The organism is Mycoplasma sp. 2045, from assembly GCF_024582715.1.
Lineage (GTDB): Bacteria > Bacillota_I > Bacilli_A > Mycoplasmatales > Metamycoplasmataceae > Mycoplasmopsis.
Window position 1 is genome coordinate 723,639 of sequence record NZ_CP102083.1, and the last position, 13,842, is coordinate 737,480.

Consider the following 13,842-nt stretch of genomic DNA (forward strand, 5'->3'; position numbering starts at 1 on the left):
TTATTTACCTAAACAGAAAGTGCTGAACATAACATCTAATAAGTCTTCTCTGTTTACATTTCCTTTAATATTCTGTAATTGATCTCACGCTGCATATAAATCGATGATAACCATGTCAAAAGTTGCATAGTTGTCAAGTGCATTTTTAGCATCCTTAAGCGAATTTAAAGCTTGCTTAATAAGTGAAAGTTGACGTGTATTTGAAAAAATACGCTCATCTAAAATGTTGATATTCTGGAAGTTCGAAACTAAACCTTGTTCTAATGCTTCAATATCGTTATTTAAAGCAGAAATATAAATAACGTTATTATCTAATGACTTATCTGACTTTAGCAAGTCTTTTTTGTTCATAACTTTTAAATAAAACTTACCTAACTCTTTTGATTTTTGCTCAATTAATTTATCAAAATCATCTTCAGATTCATTTGCAGATACAACGTGAACTACAAGATCACTTTTTTCAATTTGATCTAACGATTTTTGAATACCAATTTTTTCAATAATTTCTTGAGTGTTTCTTAAACCAGCAGTATCAACAAGTTTAAATAACATATCGTTGATTTTGTAGGTAGCTTCAACTAAATCTCTTGTAGTTCCTGCGATATCTGTAACAATTGCTTTATCTTCTGATAAAAGTGCATTTAAAATACTACTTTTCCCAACGTTAGGTTTTCCTAAAAATGCAACTTTAACACCTTCAAAAACATATCTAGAATCCTCTGAAATTTTCACTATTTTTTCTAGCTCACTGATTAAAACAGAAACTTTCTCTGACATATTAATTGAATCTAAACGTTCAACATCATCGTATTCAGGGTAGTCGATATTAACTTCAGCAAGACCGATCAAAACAGCAATCTTATTTAAGAACTCATCAATTAAACCTGAAGTTTTACCCTTGAATTTATTAACTGACGCGAGTGCTTGAGATGAAGTTTGAGCCATAATTAAATCGTGAATAGCTTCAGCTTTAATTAAGTCCATTTTTCCATTTAAAAAAGCTCTTCTAGTGAATTCACCACGTTCAGCTAATCTGGCACCATTTTCAAGTAATAAACTTAAAACTTTGTTTGTAACAACAATTCCACCGTGACAGTTAATTTCGATTAAAGGTTCGCCAACATAGTTATTGAATACATCATTACCATTTGTATCTTTTTTACCAACAAATGACATAACTAAAACTTCATCAATAAGTTGTCCATTATCGTGAATGAAACCATATGAAATTGTGTGATCTGCACCAATTTTTCCTTTAAAAACTTTAGAAACAACATTTACTGCATCAGGACCACATACACGAACAATTGAAATTGGTTGATTTATATGAGAACCTGAACTGATTGCTGCAATTGTATCATTAGTCATATTGTCTCCTTTCTTATAAATACAATAAAACTAGCTAAAAAGCTAGTTTGACATTTATTTATTCATTAATTCTTCTTGTTTTTCACTTGTAATTTTGTCGATTTTACTAATTTCTTTATCAACTTCTTTTTGAATAACATCTAAGTATCTTTTTTGTTCGTCTTCTGATAACTCTTCATCAGCTTTGATAGCTTTATTAACTTCTTGACGAGCATTACGAACACCTACTTTAGCATTTTCAGTTAACTTAGATAATGATTTGACCATTTCCTTACGTTTTTCAGTTGTAAGAGGAGGGAAGTTTAATCTAATTTGACTTCCTTCATCAATTGGCATAACACCTAAGTTTGCTTTTTCAAGAGCTTTATTAATTTCCTTAACTGATGTAATATCGTAAGGTTTGATTAATAATTGTTGTGGCTCAGGCACTGAAATGTTTGATAATTCTTCAAGTGGTGTAGGTGTGTCATAGTAATTGACACGAATACCTTTGATCAATTGAGGGTTAGCTCTACCTGTTGAAATTTTTGATAATTCAAAACGGTAATGTGAAAGTGCTTTTTCTGCTTTTTCAGCAAAATCTAATAAATAAATATCTAATTCCATTATTTAGTAACCTCTGTATGTTTGATTTTTCCTTCAAGTGCATTTAAAATTGAATTTTCTTCTAATAAGTTAAACACAATTAAATTAATATTGTTGTCTCTAGCCATACTTGTGGCTGTTAAGTCCATAACTTGTAATTTCTTTTCTAAGATTTCATCATAAGTGATGTGATCATAATGTTTTGCATCAGGATTTTTCTTTGGATCTGAGTCATAAATTCCATCAGTTCCATTTTTACCCATTAAAATAACTTGAGCACCAACTTCTGATGCATATAATGTTGCCGCTGTATCTGTTGTAAAGAATGGACGACCTGTCCCTCCAGCAAAGATAACAACTTCACCATCTTCTAAGTATTTGATTGTTTTTTCGTTAACGTAATATTCAGCTACTCTTTGATCAATGTTTAATGAACTTTGAACTCTAGCCTTAAGTCCAACACGCTCGAAACCACTACCTAAGGCAATAGCATTCATAATTGTAGCAAGCATTCCAATATAGTCAGCTTTATTTCTGTTAATCCCATTTTTTTCAGCAGAAGCACCTCTTCAGAAGTTTCCTCCACCGATAACTACTGATACTTGTATACCTTTAGCTACAATTTCTTTAAGTTGTAATGCAATTTTGTGAACTAAATCATAGTCAATTGCTAAATGTTTTTCTTTGTTTGCAAAACCTTCTCCAGAAAGTTTTAAAAGAATTCTTTGATACTTAATCATCACTACCTCTATTTAACAAGTTAAGTTTTTATTATTTAATATAAATAATAATGTTTAAACTAATTATATAGAAAAAAGATTTTTCAGTCTATTTTTTTTAACTTTTTCCAAAATCTTTAAATTCAAGGATAAAAACTGCAATTTTTCACTTTTTTATGGAATTTTTCACAATTTTTCTTACAAATTACCGTTTTTTAAAAAATACTTTATAATTTATAAACATATTTTACAAATATGTTGTATTTTCAATTAATATTCCTATGCCATAGGAATAAAATTTTCAAAAAATAATTTAAAGAAAGAGGTAGATTATGGCAGCAGAAAAAGAAAAATTTTTATTTGCTATTGACTTAGATGGTACAACACTTCAATCTAGTGCAACAGGTGTTATTCACGACAGAACACTTAGCGCAATTAAAAGAGCAACAGAAGAAGGACACGTTGTATGTATCCTTACAGGAAGACCTTGAAGAAGTACTAAATTCATTTATGAATCATTAGGTCTTAACACAATCGTTGCTAACTACAATGGAGCGCATATTCACCATCCATATGATCAAGAATTCATCCCTTACATTAAATACTTAAACTTAAACGAAGCATTATACATTTTAGGTGATCCTAAAGTTAAAAAAGAAGTTTCAAACATCGCTATTGAAGGACCAGACTGAGTTCAATTAGATCACCGTGATGAAGAACTTGAAAAAGTTTTTGGATTTAAAACAAGTTCAAAATTACGTATCGGTTTAGACTTATACAAAATTCCTTTAATGCCTACAGGAATTATCTTTGACGTTAAAGAGACAACAAACATTGAAGAACTTAGAAAATACCTTAAATCAAGATATGGTGACTTAGCTGAATTCTCATACTGATCAAAAGGAGAAGGTTTAACACCTGTTTTCGATATGACTAACATTACAGCTAACAAAGGTAAAGCTTTAAGTATGTTAATTAGATACTACGACGTTAAAGTCGAAAACACAATTGCATTAGGAGATGGATTTAACGACGTTCCTATGTTTAAAATCGCAAACATTTCAGTAGCTATGGCTAATGCTTCAAAAGACGTTAAAAAATATGCATCAATTAGAATTTCTAAAACAAATAAAGAAGGTGGAGTTGGAGAATACATTCACAAATTCTTAGACAATCCACAAGCCGAGATAGAAAAATCAAACGCACGTAAAAGAAAAATTCAAGCTATCGAGGAAGAATAATGAAATATATTGATGATATCAAACAACTTAATGTTGATTTAGAGCAAGTAATTGGTGTTGATGAAACAGGAGTCGGTGATTACTGAACACCACTTGTTTCTTGTGCAGTTTATTTACCAAATAAGCTTAAACAATTTGTCGCTTCATTAGGTGTAAAGGATTCTAAAAAACTATCTGATAAACAAATTTTATCTTTAGCTCCTAGATTAATGGAATTTCTTGAATATTCCGTTTACACACTTACACAAGCTGGATACAACAAATTAAGCAAGTCTTATAATGCTAATGAACTTAAATTTTTCACTCACGCAAGTGCATTGAGTACATTGGCTAAAAAATGCAAAATTCAAGCAACTGCAATTATTATTGATAAATATTCAACAACTAATTCAATATTAAAATATCATCAAAAATTCTTTATTGAAAATAACTGAGCTAAATTAAATGAGTTACAATTACCAACATTGCTAGTTAATAAAGCTGAAGACATCCACTTATCAGTTGCATGTGCTTCAATTATTGGAAGATACCATTTATTGCAATATATGGAAGAACAAAGTAAGAATTGAAATTTCAATTTCTTACTTGGTGCAAGCAAGAATGTTGTTGCTCAAATCCACGAGTTCACACAGACTTATGGAGAAAACTCATTAAACTCTGTTTTAAAACTTAATTTTAAGCTTAAATAAAAATGAATAGACCTTATACACTGGTCTATTCATTTTTTTAGTTCTCTAAAACTTTTCCACTTAAACGATTTCTTTGTAAGTCAATTTCAGTGATTTCAGAGTTAATCACTAAACCTGGATAATACTTATCAAAGATTGATTCATTTTGATTTAAGATTAAATTACTTACGTGAATAAATAAGTTTTTCTTGATTCCGATATAAACAAATATACCAAAATCAGTAATATTTTCAACAGTTCCTTGAATTGTATCTCCAACTTTTAAATCATTTACATCTAACACACTGTCTTTTAAGATAAATCCTGATTTATTATCAACAATTTTCTTAGTAGGACTCGCTAATGATTGAAGTATTAATTCAACTGTATAAATATCTGAATTTAACTCATCAGCAATAGATTGTGCATTTAAGTTAGAAACATCTATACCTTGTTCACTTGGTTTTAAGTTAAATTTTTCAACAATTTTTGATGCTAATTTATATGATTCAGGGTGAATTATTGTTTTATCAAAAAAGTTTGATGAAGTGAATATTCTTAAAAAACCTACTGACTGTTCAAAACTTTTTGGACCTAACCCAGGAACTTTAAGAAGTTCATTTCTGTTTTCGAAATTTTTACTTTCTTTACTATTTCTGTATTCAATAATATTTTGAGCTATCTTCTTGCTTAAACCTGCTATATACATCAAAATATGCTTTGTAGCAGTATTTAAGTCAACACCAAACTCATTAACTACCTTTTGCACTTTGAAGTTTAAATATTGCTCTAATTCTTTTTGATTTAAGTCATGTTGATATTGTCCGACACCAATTGATTTAGGATCAATTTTTACTAACTCATTTAATGGGTCTAAGAATTTTCTACCGATATTAATCGCACTTCTTTCTTCAACACTTAAGTTAGGGAATTCTTCGATTGCAATTTGTGAAGCTGAGTACACGCTAGCTCCAACTTCAGAAACAATAGCATATTTAACCTTTAAATTGTTTTGTTTAATAATATTAGAAATAAATAATTCAGTTTCTCTTGAAGCTGTTCCGTTTCCAATAACAACAATAGTAATTTTATATTTGTTAATAAAATCTAAAACTACTTTAGTTGCCTCTGCCACTTTTTCTTGTGGTTTATTAGGATAAATTTTAGCAATACCTAAAACATCTCCATTTTCAGATAATGCAGCTATTTTACATCCATTAACATATGCAGGGTCAATGGTTAAAATATTGTGCCCTGTAATTGCTGGAGCAGTTAATAATTTTTCAACTGAATTTGCAAATATATTAATACTTGCTTTTTCAGCTATTTCAAATAAGTCACTAAAGATTTCTCTTTCTACACTAGGTAAAATAAGTCTTTTGAGTGAATCATTGATCGCATCAATAACATTGTCTTTATTGTTTCTTGTTTTATCGATAGCTTTTAAAATGATAATGACTAATGGTTCGTGTTTGTACTCAAATTCAAGTTTAAGTTTATCTAATTTAACACCTCTATTAATTGCTAATACATTGTGGTTTTTAATGTATTTAATAGGTGTTGAAAAATCATAGTAATTTAAGAATACTAAATCATCATTTTCATCATTAACTTTTTTTGACTTTGTTGTTTTAATTCTTCCAAAATTGTAGATTGATTCTTTAATTTGATTTTTAATTTCTACATTCTGTGAAATTCACTGCGCAATAATGAAATTAGCTTGCTCAATAGCAAATTCGACTGTAGGTACTTGTTCTGTTAAATATTTTTTAGCTTCTCTTGCAACATCAAATTGAGGGCTTTTATTCTCAAAAATTCTCTTTGCAAGCGGCTCTAAACCAAGTTCAATAGCTTTTGTTGCTTTTGTGATTTTACCAACCTTGAATGGTTCGTAAATTGACTCTAATTCGCTTTTGACAGTTGTATTTAAGATTTGTTCTTTAAGTTTGTCTGTAAGTAAATTCTTTTCACTTAGAATTTTAATAATTGCTTGTTGTCTATCTAAAAGCTCTTCTTTGTATTTGTAAATAGATTCAATTTGATAGATTTGTTCTTCATTAAGCCCACCAGTTTGTTGTTTTCTATAACGTGAAATGAATGGAACTGTATCTCCATTAGATAACATTTCTAAAACTGTTTGAACTTGATTTGTAGGAATGTTTAATTCTTTTGAAGCTAACTCCAAGGCTAATTTGTTATTTTTCATATTATCCTTTCCTATTAGAAACAAAAGAATCACTTTAAGAAGTGATTCTTAAGATTATTATTGTTTATTGTTGTTTGATTTATTTGCTTCTTTTTCTGGTGTTGTCATTGAGTCTGTTCTAAAGTTTTTGAATGCAATAACTTTAACAACAAATGGGTTTACAACTCTTTGTGTGAATCCTTGAATAAATGCATAGAATACTGGAGCTAATAAATCTCCTAATAACATAGCAAATGTTGCGTAAACTAATGAATCAAATGCAAACGAATTTTTTGAATTTTTTAATTGATCCAATGTTACTGAAGTATCGAACCCAAAATCAGGGGCTATTCCAGTAATTTGTGCTTCTAAATGCTTACCAACATGAGTTTCTGATGTAAAGAATGCAGGTAATTGTTGAGCTAAACCTCTAGCTGGGTTAATAGCTGCTGTGGCACCTAAAATTCCCATTCATACTGATAATGAAATGATGAACATAATCATTAAATCACGGTATTTATTGTTAATGTTTGGTGAAAAAATTGGGAACAATAAGATAGCTGTCATAACTAACTCAACAAAGAAAATTCACGCTGTTCCACTTGCTAAAACGTGGTTTGTTGATGGATTTGAACCTTTTTCTAATTCTGCAACAAAAGAAGCTTTGTAAGCTCCAATTGCAGTAATTGGGGCATTAGGTAAATGATCTTTCCCTACTGATAAGTATCCAAATAAATAGATAAATCCTGCAGCAGCAAATGCTCCTAAAAATTGAATTGCAATTTTATATAAAGCATAGTAACCATTATTTCTACCGTTTATATAACGATAAATAGTTACAGCTGGGTTGAGGTCACAACTTCAACGTAAGAAGATGAATAACACTACCCCGACAGCAATAAATCCTGCATAAAATCCAACAATGATTTTATGTAACATATATTCTTCAACAACTTTACCTGAAGATGTGTAAATTGATAGACCTGCTAATGCAAGTGATAAAAAGATTGTTCCGATAAATTCTGATAAACCGTGGATGATTCAAGTTTTTAAATCAGCTGGTTTCTCAGCATTTTGTCTTTCTGATGTTCTTAATTTAAAGAAGCTAAATAAATCTTTGAAAAAGCTATTTTTCTTAATTAATAATTCCTGTGTATTAACCATTTTGTATTTTTCCATTCTCTAATAAAACTAATGCTTTTGAGTAATCTCCTGCTTGCGCAGCGTCTGCATTTTCTAATGTTGTTTTAGCTATTTGAGTTAAAGCTAAATCTGTTAAGAATGCTTGGTGTGATGTTACTAAAACGTTGTCCATTTCAATTAATTCTGCTCATTGAGGATCTTGTTCTTTAAGTTCTTTAATTCTTGAAGAAATATCTTCGTAAAATCTTCCTTCTTCTCTTTCTAAAACGTCAGTTGCAAATCCACGAACTTTACCTGATTTAAGCCCATCGATCATTGCTTGTAATTCAATAATTTCTCCTCTGGCTGTGTTGACAATGATTGCTCCCGGTTTAAGCATATCAATAGCAGCTTTATCGAATAAGTATCTTGTCGAAGGTAATAAAGGACAGTGGATTGAAATAAAGTCTGAGTTTTGTAAGATTTCTGAAAATGAAGCTCATTCAAATCCGAATTGTTCAGCTAATTGAGGGAAGTTATCTTGAGCAAATGCATCAAATACTAAAACTCTAGCACCTGTTGCTTTAGCAATTTTAATAAATGTTTGTCCAATTTTTCCTGAACCAACAACCCCAATTGTTGAGTTCCCAACACAAAGTCCATCAAGTCCATTTAATGAGAAGTTGTAATCTTTAACTCTTTTATTAGCAATTAAAAGATTTCTGTTAAGTGCTAATAATCCTGCAAAAGCAAATTCACCAATACTTTCAGCTGAGTAGTTAAAAATTCTGTAAACGTGAATTCCTAACTCGTTAGCTTTAGCAACATCAATTTTGTTGTATCCCATTGATCTTTGCAATCAAACTTTTACACCCATTTTTGCTAAGACTTCTAAAATTACTTTGTCACCATAAGTATTAACAAACCCACATACAGCATCGTAACCTTTAGCTAACTTAACTGTATCTAAGTTTAAGTTTTCTTTAAAAAAAGTAATTTCGTGTCTTCCATCATTATATTTTTCAAAGTATTTAATATCGTAATCTTTAGAATCGAAAAATGCAATTCTCATATTTTCTCCTAGATAAAAATGAATAAAAATAAACCTAATAATTTTTAAAGTAATTATATTAAATTTATACTAAAACAAAGGCTTTTTATTTAAACTAAACTAATAGTGTGCTAGGTATAAAAATAGTTCATTTTCAGCTAAATTTACTATTTTAAATAGGAGGAGAAAATGAACTTAATATTATTTTATTTATCTAACTTACACAAGGGAAATAACTACATAATTTATAAAAATCTTAAAAGCATTCCTAAAATCGATATGAATCTATTAACACAATGAGTAAAAGAGTACGTGAAAAAGAAAATAAAGTTTATTACCATTTTAGATGAAGAATATCCTTTGAATTTAAACATTATTAAATATCCACCTTATGTGCTTTATATGTATGGAAACACTTCACTGCTTAAAAACAAAAATAAAGTTTATCTAGTTGACGAAAGAAACATGCTAGATAGTTTTAATTCTGAAAAACAGCTTGAAAATATGGTTAATTCTCATGTGCTAATTACCAATGACTATAAAGAAAGTGAAAAATCTATTGTTGATTTTTATAGAAATCACAATGGTTCTATTATTCACATTCTAAAAGAAGGTTTTAATGATGAGATTTTAAAACAAACCTTAAAACCAAATGAACTTTATATATCTCAGTATCCCTTAAATTGTCATCCTAGAAGAGAATATTTTAAACAAGCAAATTTATTAAGTTCTTTATTGAGCAAACAATTTATTTCATTCTCCTTAAAAGGAGACTCAAAAGCAATACAGTTAGTGAATTACTTTGCTGATATTGGTAAGGATATAAAATGTTTCCCTAGTGATGATTTTAGTGATTTGAATAATCAGCTTATTAAGTCCGGAGCTACTTTAATTACTTCTGTTACTGAAATTTAGAAATAAAAAAACGCGCCACATAATTGTTGTGACGCGTTTTACTATATAAATTAAAATTAGTTTTGTCTTTCAGGATATACAGAAACATACTTTCTGTTTCTTCTGCTTTCGTATTTTACGTATCCATCGATTTTTGAGAATAATGTATCGTCTCCACCACGACCAACATTTTGTCCTGGGAAAATTTTTGTTCCTCTTTGACGGTAAATGATTGATCCTGCTGTTGCAAATTGTCCATCACCTAATTTAGCACCTAAACGCTTACTATGAGAATCACGACCGTTACGGGTAGAACCACCGGCTTTCGTGTGTGCCATATTCTAATTACCCTTCGATTTTTGTAATTTTAACACGTGTGTAAGGTTGACGGTGTCCTAATTTTCTTTTGTGAGTAGACTTTGCATTGTGACGATATACAACAATTTTCTTTGCTTTCCCTTGTTTTTCGATTGTTCCGTAAACTACAGCATTAGATAAGTAAGGTCTCCCTACTTTATCGTTAACTAATAAAACTTTGTCAAATTTAACTTCTGAGTTTTCTTGACCTTCAAGTTTTTCAACGAAGATTGTTTGACCTTCTTTAACTAAAAGTTGTTTTCCACCTGATTCGATAATTGCAAACATGCAATACCTCCAAAATGTGGCTCGTCTTTGAGGTGGCTTATGCACTTGATGAACCTCTTTAGTACGGTTACAAATGTAACATGCTTATTATATAGTAATAAAGTAAAATTAGTAAGTTTTTTTAGTTTAAAAATATAGAAGTTATACAAATTTTTTCAATGAAATGATGACTTTAAATTGAAAAATTATGAATAATGATTTTTTAAAATAATAAGTAATTTTCAATTACATTAGAAATTTTCTTAACAGTATTATCTCACTTGAATTCTTGATCTTTACCTTTAACTGAACCTGAATTTGATGTAAATGACTTAAATAAACCAAGAATAGATATTGCGCTTTGAACTATCGATGGAATTAACGGAACTAAAGCGGCAAACGAAAAACCAGGTTGAATTTGCGAATACTTTTCTTTTTCTAGTGGTTTTAGATCATTAAGTTTCATAGTTAGCCTCCTTTCATTTGTATAGTAAAAATTGATCAAAAAAGAACAGTTTTTTTACTGTTCTACATAGTTTGTATTGAAATTACCAGAAACTTTAGCTACTTTTGAGCAAGAAACTCAAACAGTAGGATCGATTATTTTTAAATCAGCAATTAAGTTTTTCTCTTCTAGAAGAAGAATTGTAGTTTCAATTTTAATTGCAGTTTTACCTGTGTAACCTGATTTGAAACGTTCAATTCTGTAACTGTGTCAGTAATTAATAAGTTTGAAGTAAGCAATAATTCTTTCAGGATTTGATGAAATAATTGTTAAGTTTACTTTCTTATATTTAGGATATAACATACCAACAACTAAGTTAGTAACTATTAAGTATAAGAATGTTGAAAGTTCTCTCATTCCGAATAACTCACCATTTTGATTTGGACGAACAAATCCATAAATAAGTACAAATGTAACTGCTGTTACGAAACCAACAATAACAAGAATTGAACTAACACTTTTCTTATGTTTTGTTGAGAAGTAGTAAGCAATAATATCTGTTCCACCAGTTGAACCACCAACTTTTCACGAAATAGCTATCCCTGTACCAATAAATACTGCTCCAAGACATCCATAAAGTAAAACACCTCAGCTGATTCCATCTGAATATCAAGCTAATTGTGTTAATTGTTCAATTGAATATTGAGCGTATTTTTCAAATTCTGCAGCTTTCTCAGCACTAAATGCACTTGGATTTAATTTAAAATCAATTAATTCTTTTAAATTAGCTTGCCCAGGTGTTGAAGCGACTTCAACAATTGCTTTAGTATCTTTAATTGATACATTGTAATTATCATAGTCAATAGGAACTAAATTGATTTTCTCAAATAAGAATGAATGAACATGCTCTTCTGTGAAAATAAAGTTTGTTAATTGTAAACAAAGCATAAAGAATAAAGTTAATCCTATAAAACTAAACTTGACTTTTCTTCAAAATATAATGAATAAAGGTAAATTGCATGCAAAATAAATTAAAGCAAAATAGTTTCTTAAAACAGGAAATAAATATTGCAAGATAGTAGGAATTCCTGTAATTCCAGAAGGAATTGTGTCTGCTTTTGATAAAAAGATGTGAATTCCAAAGTTAAAAATTAATGCTGATACAAAAGTAAGCACTAGTTTTAATCAATATTTAACCCAAAACGTCTTAAATGTAAGCTTACTTTGTTTTGAATTATTTAAATACTTGGCCATCTTGTATTTTAATTTTTCTTCTTCTTTTTTAATATCAGCAGGGTTGATTATCACTGCTGAATTATTAGCATCCAGATTCATTGAAGCTTTATTAATAAGGTCAATTTTCTTTGACTTAAATTTGAAATAATTAGTAATTCAAGATGATTTTGGTGTAGTAGTTTTATTGCAATTTTCATTTGCAAAATTATCTTTATTCTTCATGAAACATATTTTATATTATTATCAATTAAATAATTAAAAAATTCCAAATCATATGTCTGAAATTCTTATGATAATTAGAATTACAAAATAGCCATAAAAGCTGTAATTTTTAAGTACACTAAAACACATATAATCAGTTCAAGCTAGAATATTTTGTAATCAGTTTATAAAAAAATCAAAAACAGCTCGTGTCATTATTGAGATGTTTTTGATTTAATACATTTATTTACTTAAATACTTTTGTAGGTATTCTTTATTTTCTTCAAAAACTGCAGGTTCATTTTTTGATAAGTAGTATGTCCCTAGTTTTTTAAGTAAAACAATATTTGAAATTGCTTGAACACCGAATTGGTTAGCTTTTTCTCCAAAAATAGTGAATAATTTTTGTCTTTCTTCTTCCATTTCACTGTACTCAATTTTAATTCCTAACTTCTTATTGAATAGCATAGTTCAGAAGTAGTTCATAATTGTAGATTTAACAACTTCTCTTTTATCTCCTGTGAAGTCTTCTTTAAATCTAAATTCTTTCATATCGTTTTCAATTAATTCATTGTCAATTTCGAGTAATTGATTAAATTCTTTTAATAATTGACCTAAAATGTTTTCACCATAAGCAAAAACAGAATCATTAACAATTTGTTCTAAAATTGTTTTTTCAACATATTTTCTAACATCATCCATATTTTTAATTTGGTCAATATTTAATAAGTGAACATTTTCTGCAGTAATTGGCATTTCTTTAATTTCAACAATTTGAATAGGTTTGACTAAAAAGTCTCTTCCAGCATAATTTACAGTAACAACTTCTCCTAGTTTTGCACCAATTAATTGTTTTTCAAATTGATGTTCACTTTCAGGATTTGCAATAATTTGATATTTTTCAAATTTAGCTTCTTGCATATCTGCAGGTTTAGTTTCAATGATTACATTATCATTAGTTTCAACTACGTCTCTATCAACATTAAGTTTAAATTTGTAACCTGAAATAAATAAGTTATAAAACTCATCAATTTTTGCATTATAGTCATTTGATAATAACTTAAATGGTTCAGGTTTAATATCTAAATTATATTTTTCAAGGTTATCTTCATAGAAAACTTTTAATTTAAATGAAAAATCTTCAATTGTGAATTTAACATCTTGTGGAACTGGTAAAAATGCAATTTTATCTGCATCTTTAAGATTCATTTCTTCCATTAATTTTTGTTTAACTGAATCCATATAAGCATTTGATGCTGATGTTAAAATAAGTTTTTGATCAATTTTCTGACCTTCTCTTTTATTTGATTCTAAGTAACTTAAAACATTATTTTGTACAGTTAATCATTCTTTTTTATCAACTGTGAACTCTCTAATTTCGAACTTCATAATTTCTCCTCGATCTATTAATATTTTAATTATATACAAATATAAAAATAATGTGTCTGAAAATTTAGCAAATAACTGACTAATTTGCTTATTTTGTTTAAAACTTTATATAAG

General features: G+C 28.8%; 14 protein-coding genes. 3 read left to right on the plus strand and 11 right to left on the minus strand.

Features of this window, described 5'->3' with window-relative positions; all coding sequences use genetic code 4:
• Genes mnmE through pyrH form a run of 3 tightly spaced genes read right to left on the minus strand, consistent with a single transcriptional unit; the run spans position 1 to position 2,693 of the window.
• Entirely contained in the window at positions 1 to 1,368 is a 1,368-nt protein-coding gene (gene mnmE, locus NPA13_RS02915) for a tRNA uridine-5-carboxymethylaminomethyl(34) synthesis GTPase MnmE (protein ID WP_257089060.1), read from the minus strand.
• Between the two features lie 54 nt (positions 1,369 to 1,422).
• The gene (frr, locus tag NPA13_RS02920) at positions 1,423 to 1,974 is read right to left on the minus strand and encodes a ribosome recycling factor (protein ID WP_257089062.1); all 552 of its coding nucleotides are present in this window, start codon (positions 1,972 to 1,974) and stop codon (positions 1,423 to 1,425) included.
• Positions 1,974 to 2,693: a UMP kinase gene (gene pyrH, locus NPA13_RS02925; RefSeq protein ID WP_257089064.1), complete on the minus strand. Its 720-nt coding sequence runs from the start codon at positions 2,691 to 2,693 to the stop codon at positions 1,974 to 1,976. Before pyrH ends, frr begins: the two co-directional genes overlap by 1 nt.
• A 311-nt stretch (positions 2,694 to 3,004) precedes the next feature.
• Here pyrH and NPA13_RS02930 point away from each other — a divergent pair, with 311 nt between their 5' ends.
• Together NPA13_RS02930 and NPA13_RS02935 are read left to right on the plus strand one after the other, a co-directional pair.
• A complete protein-coding gene (locus tag NPA13_RS02930; RefSeq protein ID WP_257089066.1) occupies positions 3,005 to 3,913 on the plus strand; it encodes a Cof-type HAD-IIB family hydrolase in 909 nt (302 codons plus the stop codon).
• Positions 3,913 to 4,602, plus strand: a complete 690-nt coding sequence (locus NPA13_RS02935) for a ribonuclease HIII (protein WP_257089068.1) — start codon at positions 3,913 to 3,915, stop codon at positions 4,600 to 4,602. Before NPA13_RS02930 ends, NPA13_RS02935 begins: the two co-directional genes overlap by 1 nt.
• A gap of 37 nt (positions 4,603 to 4,639) precedes the next feature.
• On the opposite strand, the gene NPA13_RS02940 is transcribed toward NPA13_RS02935, so the two are convergent.
• From NPA13_RS02940 to NPA13_RS02950, 3 genes are read right to left on the minus strand one after another with little or no spacing between them, the layout of a single operon-like run.
• The gene (locus tag NPA13_RS02940) at positions 4,640 to 6,787 is read right to left on the minus strand and encodes a Tex-like N-terminal domain-containing protein (RefSeq protein WP_257089070.1); all 2,148 of its coding nucleotides are present in this window, start codon (positions 6,785 to 6,787) and stop codon (positions 4,640 to 4,642) included.
• A 57-nt stretch (positions 6,788 to 6,844) separates the two neighbouring features.
• Positions 6,845 to 7,945: an aquaporin gene (locus NPA13_RS02945; RefSeq protein ID WP_257089072.1), complete on the minus strand. Its 1,101-nt coding sequence runs from the start codon at positions 7,943 to 7,945 to the stop codon at positions 6,845 to 6,847.
• On the minus strand, positions 7,923 to 8,960 hold the full coding sequence (locus NPA13_RS02950) for an NAD(P)-dependent oxidoreductase (RefSeq protein ID WP_257089074.1): 1,038 nt from the start codon (positions 8,958 to 8,960) through the stop codon (positions 7,923 to 7,925). The genes NPA13_RS02945 and NPA13_RS02950 overlap by 23 nt, the downstream gene beginning before the upstream one ends.
• Before the next feature lie 168 nt (positions 8,961 to 9,128).
• On the opposite strand from NPA13_RS02950, the gene NPA13_RS02955 reads away from it, so the two are divergent.
• A complete protein-coding gene (locus NPA13_RS02955; RefSeq protein WP_257089076.1) occupies positions 9,129 to 9,854 on the plus strand; it encodes a DNA-processing protein DprA in 726 nt (241 codons plus the stop codon).
• Between the two features lie 56 nt (positions 9,855 to 9,910).
• On the opposite strand, the gene rpmA is transcribed toward NPA13_RS02955, so the two are convergent.
• The 5 genes from rpmA to NPA13_RS02980 form a co-directional block, all read right to left on the minus strand.
• Entirely contained in the window at positions 9,911 to 10,171 is a 261-nt protein-coding gene (gene rpmA / locus NPA13_RS02960) for a 50S ribosomal protein L27 (RefSeq protein ID WP_257089078.1), read from the minus strand.
• 7 nt (positions 10,172 to 10,178) lie between these two features.
• Positions 10,179 to 10,478, minus strand: a complete 300-nt coding sequence (gene rplU / locus NPA13_RS02965) for a 50S ribosomal protein L21 (protein WP_257089080.1) — start codon at positions 10,476 to 10,478, stop codon at positions 10,179 to 10,181.
• 202 nt (positions 10,479 to 10,680) lie between these two features.
• Positions 10,681 to 10,923, minus strand: coding sequence for a hypothetical protein (locus NPA13_RS02970; protein WP_257089082.1), 243 nt, complete (start codon positions 10,921 to 10,923; stop codon positions 10,681 to 10,683).
• A gap of 54 nt (positions 10,924 to 10,977) precedes the next feature.
• On the minus strand, positions 10,978 to 12,360 hold the full coding sequence (locus tag NPA13_RS02975) for a YitT family protein (protein ID WP_257089084.1): 1,383 nt from the start codon (positions 12,358 to 12,360) through the stop codon (positions 10,978 to 10,980).
• Positions 12,361 to 12,582: 222 nt separating this feature from the next.
• Positions 12,583 to 13,728 carry a trigger factor-related chaperone gene (locus NPA13_RS02980; protein ID WP_257089086.1) on the minus strand — a complete coding sequence of 382 codons (1,146 nt, stop codon included), beginning with the start codon at positions 13,726 to 13,728 and terminating at the stop codon, positions 12,583 to 12,585.
• Positions 13,729 to 13,842: the final 114 nt, after the last annotated feature.